The sequence below is a fragment of the Pseudomonas wuhanensis genome (assembly GCF_030687395.1).
In the GTDB taxonomy this organism is placed as follows: Bacteria; Pseudomonadota; Gammaproteobacteria; order Pseudomonadales; family Pseudomonadaceae; genus Aquipseudomonas; species Aquipseudomonas wuhanensis.
In genome coordinates this window covers 567,718-583,651 of sequence record NZ_CP117430.1, presented here as the reverse complement: position 1 = coordinate 583,651, position 15,934 = coordinate 567,718, and the positions used below count along the sequence as shown (strand labels likewise).

At 60.4% G+C, this 15,934-nt stretch carries 15 protein-coding genes; 7 read left to right on the top strand and 8 right to left on the bottom strand.

What is annotated here, in order from left to right:
• Positions 1-147 precede the first annotated feature (147 nt).
• The 6 genes from PSH88_RS02675 (at position 148) to PSH88_RS02650 (ending at position 6,375) form a co-directional block, all read left to right on the top strand.
• Positions 148-666: an RNA polymerase sigma factor gene (locus PSH88_RS02675; RefSeq protein ID WP_305424826.1), complete on the top strand. Its 519-nt coding sequence runs from the start codon at positions 148-150 to the stop codon at positions 664-666.
• A complete protein-coding gene (locus PSH88_RS02670; protein ID WP_305424825.1) occupies positions 663-1,634 on the top strand; it encodes a FecR domain-containing protein in 972 nt (323 codons plus the stop codon). The genes PSH88_RS02675 and PSH88_RS02670 overlap by 4 nt, the downstream gene beginning before the upstream one ends.
• Before the next feature lie 233 nt (positions 1,635-1,867).
• Complete coding sequence (locus PSH88_RS02665; protein WP_305424824.1) at positions 1,868-4,297, top strand: TonB-dependent siderophore receptor; 2,430 nt, start codon at positions 1,868-1,870, stop codon at positions 4,295-4,297.
• Between the two features lie 72 nt (positions 4,298-4,369).
• Positions 4,370-5,500, top strand: a complete 1,131-nt coding sequence (locus PSH88_RS02660; protein ID WP_305424823.1) for a PepSY-associated TM helix domain-containing protein — start codon at positions 4,370-4,372, stop codon at positions 5,498-5,500.
• The gene (locus tag PSH88_RS02655) at positions 5,497-5,676 is read left to right on the top strand and encodes a hypothetical protein (RefSeq protein WP_123719606.1); all 180 of its coding nucleotides are present in this window, start codon (positions 5,497-5,499) and stop codon (positions 5,674-5,676) included. Before PSH88_RS02660 ends, PSH88_RS02655 begins: the two co-directional genes overlap by 4 nt.
• A gap of 69 nt (positions 5,677-5,745) precedes the next feature.
• A complete protein-coding gene (locus PSH88_RS02650) occupies positions 5,746-6,375 on the top strand; it encodes a glutathione S-transferase (RefSeq protein ID WP_305424822.1) in 630 nt (209 codons plus the stop codon).
• 210 nt (positions 6,376-6,585) lie between these two features.
• Here the strand turns inward: PSH88_RS02650 and creD are convergent, their stop codons facing one another.
• From creD to rloA2, 4 genes are all read right to left on the bottom strand, one after another.
• A complete protein-coding gene (gene creD / locus PSH88_RS02645) occupies positions 6,586-7,956 on the bottom strand; it encodes a cell envelope integrity protein CreD (RefSeq protein ID WP_305424821.1) in 1,371 nt (456 codons plus the stop codon).
• A 203-nt stretch (positions 7,957-8,159) separates the two neighbouring features.
• Positions 8,160-9,578 (bottom strand): two-component system sensor histidine kinase CreC, encoded by a 1,419-nt coding sequence (gene creC / locus PSH88_RS02640; RefSeq protein WP_305424820.1) that lies wholly within the window; start codon positions 9,576-9,578, stop codon positions 8,160-8,162.
• The gene (gene creB / locus PSH88_RS02635) at positions 9,578-10,261 is read right to left on the bottom strand and encodes a two-component system response regulator CreB (RefSeq protein WP_305424819.1); all 684 of its coding nucleotides are present in this window, start codon (positions 10,259-10,261) and stop codon (positions 9,578-9,580) included. The genes creC and creB overlap by 1 nt, the downstream gene beginning before the upstream one ends.
• 59 nt (positions 10,262-10,320) lie before the next feature.
• Positions 10,321-10,827 (bottom strand): retropepsin-like aspartic peptidase RloA2, encoded by a 507-nt coding sequence (gene rloA2, locus PSH88_RS02630; RefSeq protein WP_305424818.1) that lies wholly within the window; start codon positions 10,825-10,827, stop codon positions 10,321-10,323.
• Positions 10,828-11,019: 192 nt separating this feature from the next.
• Between rloA2 and yihG the strand changes: the two genes are divergently transcribed.
• Entirely contained in the window at positions 11,020-11,904 is an 885-nt protein-coding gene (gene yihG, locus PSH88_RS02625; protein WP_305424817.1) for a 1-acylglycerol-3-phosphate O-acyltransferase, YihG family, read from the top strand.
• A 1-nt stretch (position 11,905) separates the two neighbouring features.
• On the opposite strand, the gene PSH88_RS02620 is transcribed toward yihG, so the two are convergent.
• The 4 genes from PSH88_RS02620 to PSH88_RS02605 form a co-directional block, all read right to left on the bottom strand.
• Entirely contained in the window at positions 11,906-12,532 is a 627-nt protein-coding gene (locus tag PSH88_RS02620; RefSeq protein WP_305424816.1) for a DUF2780 domain-containing protein, read from the bottom strand.
• A 242-nt stretch (positions 12,533-12,774) separates the two neighbouring features.
• Positions 12,775-13,974 carry a formaldehyde dehydrogenase, glutathione-independent gene (gene fdhA / locus PSH88_RS02615; RefSeq protein WP_305424815.1) on the bottom strand — a complete coding sequence of 400 codons (1,200 nt, stop codon included), beginning with the start codon at positions 13,972-13,974 and terminating at the stop codon, positions 12,775-12,777.
• Positions 13,975-14,181: 207 nt separating this feature from the next.
• Positions 14,182-15,039 carry a formyltetrahydrofolate deformylase gene (gene purU, locus PSH88_RS02610; RefSeq protein WP_305424814.1) on the bottom strand — a complete coding sequence of 286 codons (858 nt, stop codon included), beginning with the start codon at positions 15,037-15,039 and terminating at the stop codon, positions 14,182-14,184.
• Positions 15,040-15,176: 137 nt separating this feature from the next.
• On the bottom strand, positions 15,177-15,809 hold the full coding sequence (locus tag PSH88_RS02605) for a sarcosine oxidase subunit gamma (RefSeq protein WP_305424812.1): 633 nt from the start codon (positions 15,807-15,809) through the stop codon (positions 15,177-15,179).
• Between the last annotated feature and the right edge of the window lie 125 nt (positions 15,810-15,934).

Below are 15,934 nucleotides of genomic sequence, written 5' to 3'. Positions count from 1 at the left end.
GCTTGCCCGCGATGAACGATCACTCGGTCCGACTGGATATTCCCCCCGCAAAAACCACCCGACCAGCGCCAATTGCTTACCTCCCCCGCCTCTGCCACAATCGCGAACAATTCTCGTTACTTAACACTTCCCATTCGGTGATGTTGCGTGTCGTCAGTCCAAAGCCCTCACAGTGAGCTCGTTGGTGCGTTGTATCGCGACCATCGCGGTTGGCTATTGGCCTGGCTGCGGCGCAACGTGGCCTGCCCGCAACGGGCCGAAGACCTGAGCCAGGACACCTTCGTGCGCTTGCTGGGCCGTAATGAACTGAAGGCGCCTCGTGAACCCCGGGCATTTTTGGTGGCGATCGCCAAGGGCCTGCTGTTCGACTACTTCCGCCGCGCCGCGCTGGAACAGGCCTACCTCTCCGAGTTGATGCTGATCCCCGAAGGCGAACAACCGTCGGTGGAAGAACAGCAACTGATCCTCGAAGACCTCAAAGCCATCGATCGCCTGCTGGGCAAGCTCTCGAGCAAGGCCCGGGCGGCGTTTCTCTATAATCGTCTCGATGGCCTCGGTCACGCCGAAATCGCTCAGCGTCTGGGCGTATCAGTGCCGCGGGTTCGCCAATACCTGGCGCAGGGTATTCGTCAGTGCTACATCGCGTTGTACGGTGAGCCAGTATGAGCCCGGTCAACTCCAAACCCGTGTCGGTGCAGGTGCTGGATGCCGCGATTGCCTGGCAACTGTCGCTGGATTCCGGCAACGCGGTCGAGCGCGAAGCGTTCGCCAAATGGCACGCCGCCCACGAAGAACATGCTCGGGCCTGGCGTCAGTTGGGCATGCTCGACCAACGTTTCAGCGTCGCCAACGGTCCGGCCCGCACCGCCTTGCTGCAATCGCGCGAAAGCATTCGGCGACGGGTGCGCAAGCTCGGCAGCGGTCTGGCCAGCATCGTGGCGGTGATCGGCCTGGCGCTGTTCGCCGGTGATCGTTATCTGCCCATCGACTATTGGCTGGCCGACCAGCGCACTGCCACCGGCGAGCAGCGCACTCTACGCCTGACCGACGGCACGCTGATCAACCTCAACACCCACAGCGCAGTGGATGTGCGCTTCGATGAGAAGCAGCGACTGATCGTCCTTCAGGAAGGGGAGATCCTCGTTGAAACCGGCCATGGCGATGCCCGGCCGTTTATCGTCGAGACCCGCGAAGGCAGCATGCGCGCACTCGGGACACGGTTCCTGGTCAAGCGTGAAGACGAAGGCACGCGCCTGAGCGTATTGAAGTCAGCGGTAGCCGCCCATCCCGAATCGAGCCCCGAGGAACAGATCCTGCGCGAAGGCCAGCAAGTGCTGATGCGCAGCAATGGCCTGGGCCCGATCATCGCCCTCAACCTCGGCGCCGACGCCTGGACCCGCGGCATGCTGGTGGTGGACAACGCGCGGCTGGAAGATCTGGTCCAGGAGCTCGGCCGCTATCGTCGCGGGCATCTTGGCGTGACACCAGAGGTCGCCAACCTGCGCATCACCGGCAGCTTCCCCCTGAACGATACCGACAAGGCACTGAGTGCACTTTTACCGACCCTGCCGGTGCAGATCGAACAACACACGCCATGGTGGGTAACGGTCGCGAAGGCTGACGCCAAGCGCTAAAAGGTGCTGCGCCTGATCCGCCGCCATCGCGGGCAAGCCCGCTCCCACAGGTTTTGTGTCGTTCACAGAATTCCCGCTCGACACAAAACCTGTGGAGCGTGGCTTGCCCGCGATGGGACCATCTGCCTCACCGCAATTGATGAATCGAAATTATTTTCATCTCGCCCTATCACTTTTGAATTCTCGTCCGGCACCTAGGCAATTGAGAAATATTTCCATTCAGGAGCCGCTGTATGTCCCGTTCGCTAGACACCGTGTTGCGCCCCCGTTTGCTGGCGGTCGCCATTGCCCTTTGCGCCCCTTTGGCCAGCAGCCCACTGATTGCCGCCGAACAGGCGTCCAGCGTCCGCGCCTACAACCTGCCGGCTGCGCCATTGGCCAGCACCCTGAACCAGATCGCCAGCCAGGCCGGTTTGGCGTTGTCGTTGAATCCGTCGCTGGCGGCGGGCAAGACCTCGGCCCCGGTGAAGGGCCAGTTCGACGCCACTGGCGCTCTGCGTGAAGCCTTGCGCGGCACCGGCCTGCAACTGGAACAAAGCAGCACCGGCACCTACAGCCTGGTGGCCGTGCCCGAAGGCGTGATGGCATTGCCGGAAACCGCCGTCATTGGCCTGGAAAATGCGGAAACAGCCTGGGGCCCGGTCGAAGGTTACGTTGCCACGCGCACCGCTGCTGGCACCAAGACCGACACCGCGCTGGTCGAAGCGCCGCGTTCGATTTCCGTCGCCACTCGCCAGCAAATGGAAGATCGCGGTGTGCAAAACCTCGATGACGCCGTGCGCTACATGCCAGGCATCGTCGCCAGCAGCTACGGCAGCGACACCCGCGCCGACTGGTTGCTCGTGCGTGGTTTCGAACCGACGCAATTCCTCGATGGCCTGCCACTGCCAAAAGGCGTGTACGCCAACCCGAAACAGGAAACCTGGAACCTCGATCGCCTCGCCCTGCTGCGCGGCCCGGCCTCATCGGTTTACGGCCAGACCCCGCCAGGCGGCTTGCTGGACATGGTCAGCCGTCGCCCCAGCGCCGAGTCGAGCCATGAAATCCAGGTGCAATATGGCAGCGACAACCATCGTCAAATCAGCTTCGCCAGCACCGGCAAAATCGATGACGAAGGCCGGTTTCTCTATGGCCTGAGCGGTGTAGTGCGCGACAGCGGTACTCAGGTCGATCACATCGACAACAAACGCTACAACATTGCACCGAGCCTGACCTGGAACATTGACCCTGACACCAAGTTCACGCTGCTGACGCAATTTACCCGCGACGATACAGGCATCACCAGCCAGTTCCTGCCGGTGCAAGGCACGAAGATCCATTCGCCACTCGGCAAGGTCTCCCATCACAAAAACCTCGGTGACCCGGACTGGGAATACTACGACCGCACCTACTACGCGCTGGGCTACGCCTTTGAACATCGCTTGAACGATGTCTGGCAGTTCAAGCAGAACCTGCGGTACACCAAATCGGACCTGTCCTTCCAGGCGCTTACCCCCGGCGCCTACCCGTTCACCCAGGTCGATGCCCAGGGCAACGTTGGCCGATCGAGCACCAGTGTCGACGAGGACATCAGCCAGTTCGCCGTGGACAACAACTTCCAGGGCGACTTTGCAACCGGCGACATCCGCCACACCCTGTTGATCGGCCTCGATCACCAGCGCACCAACAGCAACTACACCTCGATCTTCGGTGACGGCCTGACCACCAACGTCAACAACCCGATCTATGGCCAGCCAATCGTTCGCCCGTCACGCTCGACGGCGTTTTATGACTATGACCAGAAGACCTACCAGACCGGCTTGTACGTCCAGGACCAAATGGCCCTCGACCAATGGCGTCTGACCCTCGGTGGTCGTGAGGACTGGGTCCATACGGGCACCAAATTCTTCAACAAGGGTGATGCCACCAACACCGAACGGGACAAGAAATTCAGCGGTAACGCAGCGATCAGCTATGTGTTCGACTCGGGCTTCGTGCCCTACCTGTCCTACGCCGAATCGTTCCAGCCGACCAGCAAAGCCACGGCATCGCCGACCGAGTCGTTCAAGCCGACTGAAGGCAAGCAGTGGGAACTGGGCATCAAATACCAACCACCGGGCAGCAACACCCTGCTGACGGCTGCGGTCTATGACCTGACCCAGAAAAACGTCTCCGTCACCACGACCAACTCGGACAACGTCTCGATTACCAGCCAGACCGGCGAAGTGAAGGTCAAAGGCCTGGAGCTGGAAGCCGTTTCCGATGTCACCGACAACCTGAAAGTCATCGCCGCCTACACCCTGGCCAAATCCGAAGTGCAAAAGGGTGACTTCAAGGGCAATCGCCTGCAGCTGATGCCTAATCAACAAGCGTCGGTGTGGGCCGACTACACCTGGCACAACGGTGTGCTGGATGGTTTCGGCATCGGTGCCGGCGCACGCTACACCGGCAACACTTATGGCGACCAGGGCAATACCTGGTTGGGCAAAGCTGATGCCTACACGGTGTTCGACGCGGCGGTCCATTACGACTTGGGCCGTCTGGATAACAGTCTGAAAGGTGCATCACTGGCACTGAACGCCACCAACCTGTTCGACAAGGACTATATCTCCACGTGCGACAGCTTCTACTGCTACTACGGCGACCAACGCAGCGTCGTCGCCAGTGCTACGTACAAGTGGTAATCGCCTGAACTGACACGCGCCACGACCAGGCCGTCCTTCGAGGACGGCTTTGGTCTTTCTGAAGGCCATGAAATGAAAAGCAAAACCATCCGCCGCTGGTCCTTTGTTCACACCTGGACCAGCCTGATCTGCACGGTATTCCTGCTGATGCTGGCCCTCACCGGCCTGCCGTTGATCTTCCACCACGAGATCGACCATCTGCTGGGCGATGCCGCCGAGTTGAAATCGATGCCGGCCGATACCCCGCAGCTGGATTTGCAGCAGTTGGTGCAAGCGGCTGAAAAGCATCGTCCCGGCGAGGTCATGCAGTATTTCGGCTACGACGATGAAGACCCCAATGGCGTGATCGCAATCATGGCGCCCACCGCGGGCACCGAGCCGAACTCGTCCCACACCTTCATGCTTGACGCTCGCACCGGCGAAGCATTGGAGATGCCATCGGCCAATGGCGGGCTGATGATGGTCATGCTGCGCCTGCACGTGGACATGTTCGCCGGCCTGCCGGGCAAGTTGCTGCTGGCGTTCATGGGGATTCTGTTTGTGTTGGCGATTGTCTCCGGAACGGTGCTGTACCTGCCGTTCATGCGGCGTTTGAAGTTCGCCACCGTGCGCCACGACAAATCCACCCGTCTGCGCTGGCTTGACCTGCATAACCTGATCGGCGTGGTAACGCTGACCTGGGCCCTGGTGGTCGGCGTGACCGGCGTGATCAGTGCCTGCGCCGACCTGTTGATCGCCGCGTGGCGCAACGACAGCCTGAGCGCGATGATCGCGCCTTATCGCGAGGCGCCGCCGCTGACTCAATTGGCGTCTGCGACCCGCCTGCTCGACATCGCCAAAGACGTCGCGCCGGGCATGCAGCCCGACTTCATCGCTTTCCCCGGCACACGGTTTTCCAGCGAACACCATTACGCCGTGTTCATGAAAGGCAGCACCCAACTGACTTCGCACCTGCTGACGCCGGTACTGATCGACGCCAGCACTCTGCAAGTTACGGCGGTGGCCGAACGGCCGTGGTACATGGACGCCATGGGCATGTCGCAGCCGCTGCACTTCGGTGACTACGGCGGCATGCCGATGAAAATCCTCTGGGCGATCCTCGATGTGCTGACCATCATCGTGCTCGGCAGCGGGGTTTATTTGTGGGTGGTGCGGCGCAAGATCGCGAAACCTGTGCTCGAAAACGCGGAGTGCCCGACATGAGGCCCAGACAGTCGAATTTCTGGAAGGTCTTCGCCACGCCAACCGTCATCGCCCTGCTCAGCGCCGCAGGGTTGTTTGCCGCGTTGCTGGGCGATGGCGTGTGGGATGCATTGAGTTGGCTCGGGCTGGGGATCCCCGCCGTCCTCGCCTTGCGCGGGTTGCTGCAACGTCACTGAACGGCTCGCTCCCACACTTAAACACTAAAGCGCTATGCTCCCGACACTGTCCATGATCGAGATGCCGACATGTCCGCCCCCAGCATGACCTTGTTCCACAATCCCGCGTCGCCCTTCGTTCGCAAAGTCATGGTGCTGCTGCACGAAACCGGTCAAACGGACCGCGTAGCGCTGCAAGCCAGCCAGCTCACGCCAGTCAGCCCGGACCCGGCCCTCAACGAAGACAACCCGCTGGGTAAGATTCCAGCACTACGCCTGGCCGACGGCAATGTGCTGTACGACAGCCGGGTGATCCTCGACTATCTCGATCATCAGCACGTCGGCAATCCGCTGATCCCTCGCGACGGTTCCGCGCGCTGGCGGCGCTTGACCCTGGCCTCTCTGGCAGACGGGATCATGGATGCCGCAGTGATGGTTCGCTATGAAGTGGCCCTGCGCTCGCCGGAAAAACATTGGGATGCATGGCTCGACAGTCAGCGCGACAAGATTCGTCGCGCCCTGGCACTACTGGAAGCCGACGCCATTGCCGAGCTGACCAGCCATTTCGATGTGGCGGCAATCAGTGTTGCCTGTGCCTTGGGTTACCTGGATCTGCGCCATCCGGATCTGGAATGGCGCAAAGAGAATCCGAAGTTGGCAGAGTGGTACTTTGAGGTGAGTCAGCGGCCTTCGATGATTGCGACGATGCCGAAGGTCTAGATTCTCGCTAACTGTGCCGGCCTCATCGCGAGCAGGCTCGCTCCCACATTTGATTTTTGGTGTGCATAACCGTTGTGTTCACTGGAGATCTTTTGTGGGAGCGAGCCTGCTCGCGAATGCACCACACCGGATCCAACGGAAACAACCCGGCAATCCGCGTCGCCAACACCTCTCCCACCCGCTGATCCTCGCGCAACCCCAACGACCGGCTCATTCCACGGCTCCAATATCAAAGGCCAAAGGCTTCGCGGTTTTCTGTCCGATCCCGTACCAGTCCAGCTTGCGGGTCAGCACCATGAACACGCCCAGCAGCCCGAACAACAGCAGCGAGCCCATCAACAGCGCGTAATCCTCGGCACTCAGCAAGCCATAGAGCAAGCCATACAACGCCGCCAATCCTGCCGAAAAACTCAAACCGTGATGCACGCTGCGCAGCACATGGCAGACATAGAAGCCGATCAACAACACGCAACCACTCGCCGACAGCAGATACGCCAGGGCGAAGCCGATGTGCTCGGACAGCGACAACAGCAACAGGTAGAAAAACGCCAGCGCCACGCCCACCAGCGCGTATTGCACCGGGTGTACCGCCAGGCTTTTCAGCACTTCGAAGAGGAAGAAACCGGCGAAGGTCAGGACGATGAACAGCAACGCGTATTTGATTGCCCGGTCGCTTTTCAGGTACTGGTCCACCGGGTCGATGAAACTCACGCCGAAGCTGCGACCGCTGAACGCCTCGCACTGGCCGCCAGACACGCAACTGCTCAAGGCCTCTTGCAGGTTGGTGGAGAAGAACGAGGTCTGCCAATTGGCAGTGAAACCCTGATCGGTGATTTCACGCTGGGCCGGCAGGTAGTTACCGATGAAGCTGGGATGAGGCCAGTTGGCGGCCAGTGAAACCTTGCTGGTCTTGCCCACCGGGAGAATCTGCAACTGGCCGGTGCCTTGCAGACGCAAGTCGAAAGCGAATGCCAGTTCCGTGACCTGTTTGGCGTCCAATGCTGGCAGCGTCACGTGCACCCCCTCGCCCAACCAACCCACCTGGCTACCCGGTACAAAATCCAGCTTCTGGTCATTGAGTTCGAGTTTCAGCGCATTCTCGATGCCGCGTATGTCGCTGATGCCGACGGCCAGGAACGGTTGGTCGAAGCGGTAATCGGCGAAGTCCTCCTTGATGCCCAGTTGTGCTGGAACCGAAAAATGCCCGCTGATGCGATTATCGGCATGAAACAGCCGCGCCTCGTAGATACCTCGGGCACGCAGTTCGGTCTGGACCTGGCCGTCGAGTTCGAAGCGCTCAGGCAGGAAATACAAACGCCCGCGTTCCTCGCCGACGTCCTGATAACGCTCGTTGGTTTTGTTGTTGGTTTTCCAGGTGCGCACCGTTTTTCGATAGGGCACCACCATCAGCGGGCCGCTCAATTGCTGGCTGTAACTGGAACTGCGAGCGATGTCTTCGAGCACACCATCTCGCAGTTGTTGCCGCTCCTGGATCACGCCGTTGATCATCAGCAACGGGATCAGCAGCAACAGAATCAAAAGGGCAATCGCCCCGAGTTTTAGGGTCAGGCTACGGTTCATGGGACTCTCCCTGTTTGGATGGGGAAAGTCTGGAGTCGGTGTGTGGGAGTTTTATGGGGGGAATGTGGAGACTTTGTGGAGACTGGGCCGGCCCTTTCGCGAGCAAGCCCGCTCCGACAGTTAATCGGCGATGGGCACCTTTTTTGTGTTCACAGAAGATCCAGTGTGGGAGCGGGCTTGCTCGCGAATGCCTCGACTCGGTCCTAAGGCAGGTGCAACGTGACCTCTACCCCACCGTCGACATTACCAATGTTCATCGTCCCGCCATGCAACTTGACCACCTCTTCAACGAAGTTAAGCCCCAACCCCGTACTTTTACGCCCACTGTCCGGACGCGGCAGTGAGTAGAAACGCTCGCTCAAGCGCGGCAATGCATAGTCGGGAATCGCCTCGGCCTGGTTGAACAGCCTGAACTCAATCTGCTCACCGACTCGTTCAGCACAAAATCGCAGCACGCCATGAGTCGGGGTGAAGTCCAAGGCATTCTCCAGCAGATTGCCCAGTGCCTGGCGCAATAGAAACGGCTCGCCAAGCAGGTTCAAATCCGCTGCAATTTGCAGTTCCACACGCAACTGCTTGCCTTCGATTCGCGCAGCCTGCGCACTCAACAGCTCCTCCACCAAACCCGCCAACGGCACCGCCACCCGCTCTTCCAGCCCTTGGCGCTGTTCCACCTGCGCCAGGTTCAACAATCGTTCGATCAACTGCTGCATGCGTGCACTTTCGCTGTCGATGTTGCTGACGAAACGCTGCTGCTGAGCCAGCGGCATCTCACCTTGCAGTAACTCCGCCGCACCACGAATCGCCGCCAGCGGGCTTTTCAATTCATGGGTCAGGGTGTGCACATAACGCTCGACGTAGGCTTTGCCTTCCAGCTGGGTGCGCATCTGCTCCACCGCCGTGGCCAGTTGCTCCAGCTCGCCGCCACGATAATGCGGCACCTCGACCCGCCGACCTTCGCTGACCGCCTGGGCATACGCCGTCAACCGCCGCAGCGCCGCGCTCAGCCACCACGACAACAGCGCACCGAACAGCAAACCGAGGCCAATCAGCCCGGCGCCATAAATCAGCAATCGCCGCTCGGTGCGATCGACGTAAGGCTGCAGCGAACTGTTAGGCTTGGCCACCGTCACCACGCCGATGATCTGGCCGTTGTCACGAATAGGTGCCCCGACGTGCATCACCGACGAGTTCGAGTCATCCGGGTTGCTGCGCGTCGAACGCGCGCCGTACTCGCCACGCAGGGTCAGGTAGACATCGTTCCAGCGCGAGTAGTCCTGGCCCACCGCGATGCCACTGGAATCCAGCACCACGATGCCCTTGGCATCAGTGACGTAAATCCGGTGGTTGACCTGATTCTTCGGCATTCCCCAGATATTCGCCTTCGGTTGCCGTTCGCCGTAAGCCTTGAGCAATTCGGGCCAGCGGTTCTGGCTGAGAGTGCCGGCCTTGAAGTCGTCGCGCAGGATCTCGGCCATCAGGTTGGCGGTGTCTACCAGGGTTTCTTCGGTGGACTGGCGCACGCCGGGGCGGATTTCTTCCATCACGGTGTTGAGCACAAAGTAACCGGTCAGGCCGATGAACAGCACGTAGACCAGGAAAATCCGGATCCCCAGGGGCATCAGCTGTGCCCCGGACTGTAGCTGTAACCGAGGCCGCGGTGGGTCTGGATCGGCTCGGCGTCGGCTTTCACCAGGCGCAATTTGGCGCGCACGCTCTTGATGTGGCTGTCGATGCTGCGCTCGTAACCAGCGTCGGCCGCCACACCCAGCGCATCGAGCAATTGTTCGCGGCTGAAGACTCGCTCGGGTTGTTCCAGCAGGCATTGCAGCAAACGAAACTCATGGCGAGTCAGGCTCAGCGGCTGGTTGCGATAGCTGATCTGCACCCGTTCGCTGTCGATGCGAAACAGCGCTGACGCCGCCTCCGCCGCCACCGATCGTGGCGCCATGCGCTTGAGAATCGCCCGGACCCGCGCCGCCACTTCCCGGGGGCTGAACGGTTTGACCACGTAGTCGTCGGCGCCGATTTCCAGGCCCACCACGCGGTCGATCTCTGCATCACGGGCGCTGAGGAAAATCACCGGCACTTCGCTGAAACGCCGCAACTGCTTGCAGGTCTCGAAGCCGCTGATGTCTGGCAGGCCGATATCGAGGATGATCAGATCGGCGGGCGTGGCGCGCTGATGTTCAAGCGCCGCCGCGCCAAGGCTCAACCAGGCGGTGGTGAAGCCCTCGCCCTGCAAGGCGAAAATCAGGGTGTCGGCAATCGCCGCTTCGTCTTCGACAATCAGGATATGAGGCATGCCGTCCGAGCCCGCTAGTTAGGTGGGCGAACGGTGCCCCAAGGCTGATTCGCCGTCAATCAGCAGTCGGGTTTGTCGGCTGTAAAGCGACGCGCCGGGTTCACCGCCGCGCCGAATTCACGCAGGGCTTTGGCGCCGATCAGCAGCGGGTAATTGAAGCTGCTGCGGTCGGTGAGGTTGACCTCCACGGTGCGCTTGACGTTGCCCAGGCACAATTCCAGGTCGACCACCGGCCGCTTGGTGGGCTCGATCGCTTCCTTGTCATCGTCGTCTTCTTCGGAGCGGGTTTTGATCTTGCTGATCCGCGCGACCTTGTGTTCGTAGACCTTGTTGCTGGCGCCTTTGGTGGCGAGGCGGAAACGCACCCACTCGTCGCCGTCGCGGGTGAAGGTTTCGATGTCCTTGGCCGACAGCGACGCGGTCAGGGCGCCGGTGTCCATTTTCGCCTTGAGGACTTCGCCGCCGATTTCCGGCAGCGCGATGTACTCGTAACGCCCGTACAGGGTCGGCTCGGCGGCCAGGACCGGCAGGGCCACGAGGGTAAGCAGTGCAAGGAGAGATTTCACGTAGGGGGCTTCCTTGAAGAGTGGGCAGCGGGATTTTAGACCGTTGTGTGGATGATCGTTCCCATGCTCCGCGTGGGAACGATCGGTACAACGAGGTTAACGGTCAAAAGGTGAAACATTCGTCACCGCCGATTTGGCCTGCCATGCGAAGCTGCTTATCATGGCGCGCCCAAACGCTTTCAAGAGTTACTTATGCGCCGCCTGCTCACCGGCTGTTTCGTTACCCTGCTGCTGTTGCTAAACACCCTGGTGCTGTTCGGGCCTTTGATGGTGTTCGCCCTGCTGAAACTGCTCCTGCCCGGGCGCTTTCGCGATTACGCCTCGTGGGCGGTGATGTGGATTGCCGAAACCTGGGCCGAAATCGACAAGCTGATCTTCCGGCTGTGCATTCCCACCCAATGGGACATCCGCGGCGGCGATGATTTGCGCCGCGACACCTCGTATCTGGTGATCGGCAACCATCAGTCCTGGGTCGATATTCCGGCACTGATCCAGACGCTTAACCGGCGCACGCCGTTCTTCAAGTTCTTCCTCAAGAAAGAACTGATCTGGGTGCCGTTCCTGGGCCTGGCCTGGTGGGCGTTGGACTATCCGTTCATGAAGCGCTACACCAAAGCGTTTCTGGCAAAGAACCCGGAGCTGGCCGGCAAGGACCTGGAGATCACCAAACAAGCCTGCGAGTTGTACAAGCGCCAGCCGGTGACAGTGGTCAATTATCTGGAAGGTACCCGGTACACCTCGGCGAAAAGTGCCCAACAGCAGTCACCGTTCACCCACCTGCTCAAGCCCAAGGCTGGCGGCGTGGCTTTTGTGCTGGCGGCGATGGGCGAACAGCTGGATGCCGTTCTCGATGTGACAGTGGTGTATCCACAGCAGAAGATTCCAGGATTCTGGGATTTGATCAGCGGCAACGTGCCGAGGGTGATCATCGACATCCACACACGCGAACTGGATACGGCGCTGTGGCAAGGCGATTACGAAAACGATCCGGCGTTTCGCGAAAAGGTCCAGAACTGGGTCAACCAGCTCTGGATCGAAAAGGACCGGCGCATCAAGGCGCTACGCGCCGAAGGCTGACTCAGCTGCCAATGCCGGTGCCAGTGCCAGTGCCCCAGATTCCGCCAAGATTCTGCAGCAACGAACCGGTGACGCCTTGCTGGCCGAGGTATTGCAGGATTACTGGGGCAAACATGCCGATCATCCCGGTGTCCATGCCCAGAGCGCTAAAGGCATTGTTCAGGTCCTTAGTGTCCTTGACGTTGCCCAACAAACCATCGAGCAACGCATTCTTGTCCGAACCCGCGCCGAGCAGACCACCCAATCCACTCAGACCACTGATGGCGCTGTTACCGGCAATCTGGGCGAGGCCCGGCACGTTTTTACTCAGCTCGGAGAAGTCCTGGCCACTGAGCTGATTCCTCGCCAGCCCCAGCATCGCACCAGCACCGCCGATGGCCTGTTCCGGGGTAATGTCGAGCTGCGAGCCCAGGGTATTGAGCAAACCGGCCGCCTTGGGTGCAACCGCCACGATGCCATCGACATCATCGGCCTCGACACCTTCGACATCCTCGTCGTCCTGTATCGCCGAAACCGCCTTGGCCGCATCAACGAGACTGAACTGTGCAAAGGCCGGGCTGGCGGCCAGCGTCGTCAACGAAGCGACAGCCATGAGCGATGCCAGTGCAAAACCGCGTGAAACGTTCATCCAGACATCCTCTTGTGCCATGAAAAACCGCCCAGTAACGGGAGCGGCAAAACTGCCGATTGGACCGGATGTACGCCAGCATGTTCCTCGTCTGCATGGGCATTTTTCCCCAGGTGGCCTCTATGAAACGTGCTCCCTGGGACGCAACCGATGAACGGTATGACCGAACCGGCTACGCCTTCCCACTGGCCATAAAAAAGGGCGACATCACTGTCGCCCTTTTTTCCGTCTTGCTCCAAGCCTTACGCCGCGCTGAACATCTTATGCGGATCGATCACAAACTTCTTCGGCACGCCCGCATCGAACTCGCCATAACCACGTGGCGCGTCATCCAGGCTGATGACTTCCACACCCACAATGTCAGCAATCTTGATGCGGTCCCACATGATCGCCTGCATCAGCTGGCGGTTGTACTTCATCACTGGCGTCTGGCCGGTGTGGAAGCTGTGGGATTTGGCCCAGCCCAGGCCGAAGCGAATGCTCAGGCTGCCCATTTTCGCGGCAGCGTCCACTGCACCCGGGTCTTCAGTCACGTACAGGCCAGGAATACCGATTTTGCCAGCGACGCGAACCACGCCCATCAGCGAGTTGAGTACGGTGGCCGGAGCCTCGTGCTTCACGCCGGCATGGCCGTGACCGCGAGCTTCGAAGCCTACGGCATCGACGGCGCAGTCCACTTCCGGTTCGCCCAACAGTGCAGCGATTTGTTCGTGCAGTGGGGTGTCTGTCGACAAGTCAGCGATTTCGAAACCCTGAGCCTTGGCATGGGCCAGGCGGATCGGGTTGACGTCACCGATGATCACCACCGCAGCGCCCAGCAGGCGAGCGGAAGCGGCAGCCGCCAGACCGACCGGGCCGGCGCCGGCGACGTACACGGTGCTGCCAGGGCCAACGCCGGCAGTCACTGCGCCGTGGTAACCGGTGGGCAGGATGTCGGAGAGGCAGGTCAGGTCACGGATTTTTTCCATGGCCCGGTCGCGATCCGGCAGTTTCAGCAGGTTGAAGTCGGCATACGGCACAAACGCGTATTCGGCTTGGCCACCGGTCCAGTCACCCATGTCGACATAACCATAGGCACCGCCCGGACGCGCCGGGTTAACGCTCAGGCAGACGCCAGTATGTTGCTCTTTGCACGAACGGCAACGGCCACAGGCAACGTTGAAAGGTACCGACACCAGGTCGCCGATCTGCAGGTTCTCGACACCGCTGCCCTTCTCGATCACTTCACCGGTGATCTCGTGGCCCAGTACCAGACCGGTCTGAGCGGTGGTACGACCGCGCACCATGTGCTGATCGGAACCACAGATGTTGGTGGAAACTACGCGCAGGATGACACCGTGCTCGATCTTCCTGCCGCGCGGGTCCTGCATTTTGGGATAGTCGATTTTCTGTACTTCGACCTTGCCCGCGCCGAGATACACCACACCACGATTACCAGACATGCTTTCACCTCGCTGTTGTTTTTATGTAGCGGTCGCGTCGCCATGGATCGGCGGCGCGTTGATTGCTCGGGTTGTTGCCTGTGTCTTTTTGCGTTGTCTGTCAGGACCTCATCGCGGGCAAGCCCGCTCCCACAGGGTTTTGTGTCGCTCACAAATGTCGGGCACACCTCAGCTCACTGTGGGAGCGGGCTTGCCCGCGATGGCGATCTAAAGAACGACCGTGCGATTGGCGTTCAAAAACACGCGTCGTTCAATGTGATAACCAACGGCCCGTGCCAACGTCAGCCCTTCGATATCCCGCCCTTTGGCGATCAAATCTTCCGGGTAATGACTGTGATCCACGGCTTCCACGCCTTGGGCGATGATCGGTCCTTCGTCCAGGTCGTTGTTGATGTAGTGCGCCGTGGCGCCAACCAGTTTCACGCCCTTGTTGTAGGCCTGGTGATAGGGCTTGGCACCCTTGAAACCCGGCAGCAGGGAGTGATGAATGTTGATCGCCTTGCCATCAAGTTTGCGGCACAACTCCGGCGACAGAACCTGCATGTAACGGGCAAGGATCACCAGTTCGGCGCCTGCCTCTTCGATTACCTGCCAGACCTGACGCTCCTGCGACGGTTTGTCGTTCGGGTCCAGCGGGAAATGGTAGTACGGAATCTGATGCCAGTCGGCCAACGGCTTGAGGTCCGGGTGGTTGGAGACCACGGCAACCACGTCCATCGACAACTGGCCGATGCGCTGGCGATAGAGCAAGTCGTTGAGGCAGTGATCGGCCTTGGAGACCATGATCACCACTTTGGGCCGGTAGTTCGGCGGGGTCAGCTCGAAGATCATCCCGAAGGCTTCACCACGCTCGGCCAAACCTGCGCGGAAGGCTTGTTCGTCGAAACCGTCGGGCTGACGAAATTCCACGCGAATGAAGAAACGGCCCGAGAGCCGGTCATCGAAGGAATGGTGCTCGGTGACGTAGCAGCCCTGCTCGAACAGAAAGCGGGTCACCGCATCCACGGTGCCGAGGACGCTGGGGCAATCGGCGGTCAGAATCCATGTGTCTGGGGCGCGGCTCATAGTGCGGTGACTCCTATCTGATCGTTCCCACGCTCTGCGTGGGAACGCCGCCATGGACGCTCTGCGTCCGGCTGTTAAAGGGACGCGGAGCGTCCCGGGATGCATTCCCACGCGGAGCGTGGGAACGATCATCCGTGTCAAGCCTGGACGCAAAGCCCGTACTCAGCAGCCGCATCCTGCAACCACAACCACCAGTAATCCGAGAAGCTGCGGCGGATCAGTAGTTCCCAGGTGTCTTCGGCGGTATGGCGGATCACCAGTTGCGACTTGGCAAACACGGTACCCACAGCCTTGCCCACCGGGAAGTTGTTGGGGTGCACGTCGTAGCTGGTGGATTTCATCAGCACCTGACGCACGTTCGGGCCGCTGAGTTCGAGGATCTGCTGGCCGCCGCTGACGTTGACGATCTGGGTGTGCAGGTCGCCCAGTGCTTCACGCAGCTTTTTCTCGGCGGCGAATTCTTCGCCGGTCGGCACGATCAGCAGCCATTCATCCGGCCCCATCCATTGCAGGCTGGTTTCGCCTTTGATGATCACGGTCAGCGCACCTGGCAATTCGATGCCGAGGGCCTTGTGCACACCAGCGGCGAACGCGGCGTCGTGGCCATCGCCACGGATGGTCAGGTGACCGAGGAGTTTTTTCTCACGCACGATCACGCCGGCGTTCTTGCGACCCTTGCCCACCAGGCTGGCGAGGTCGGCATGATGCAGCGACGACTCGGCCTTGGCCCCAGTGGTTGGGCGTTGTTGGTAAACATTGGCTGCGGTCATAAAGCACCTTTCTTTTGTTGATCGTTCCCACGCTCTGCGTGGGAATGCCGCCATGGACGCTCTGCGTCCGCTCTTGGGACGCGGAGCGTCCCGGGATGCATTCCCACGCAGAGCGTGGGAACGAT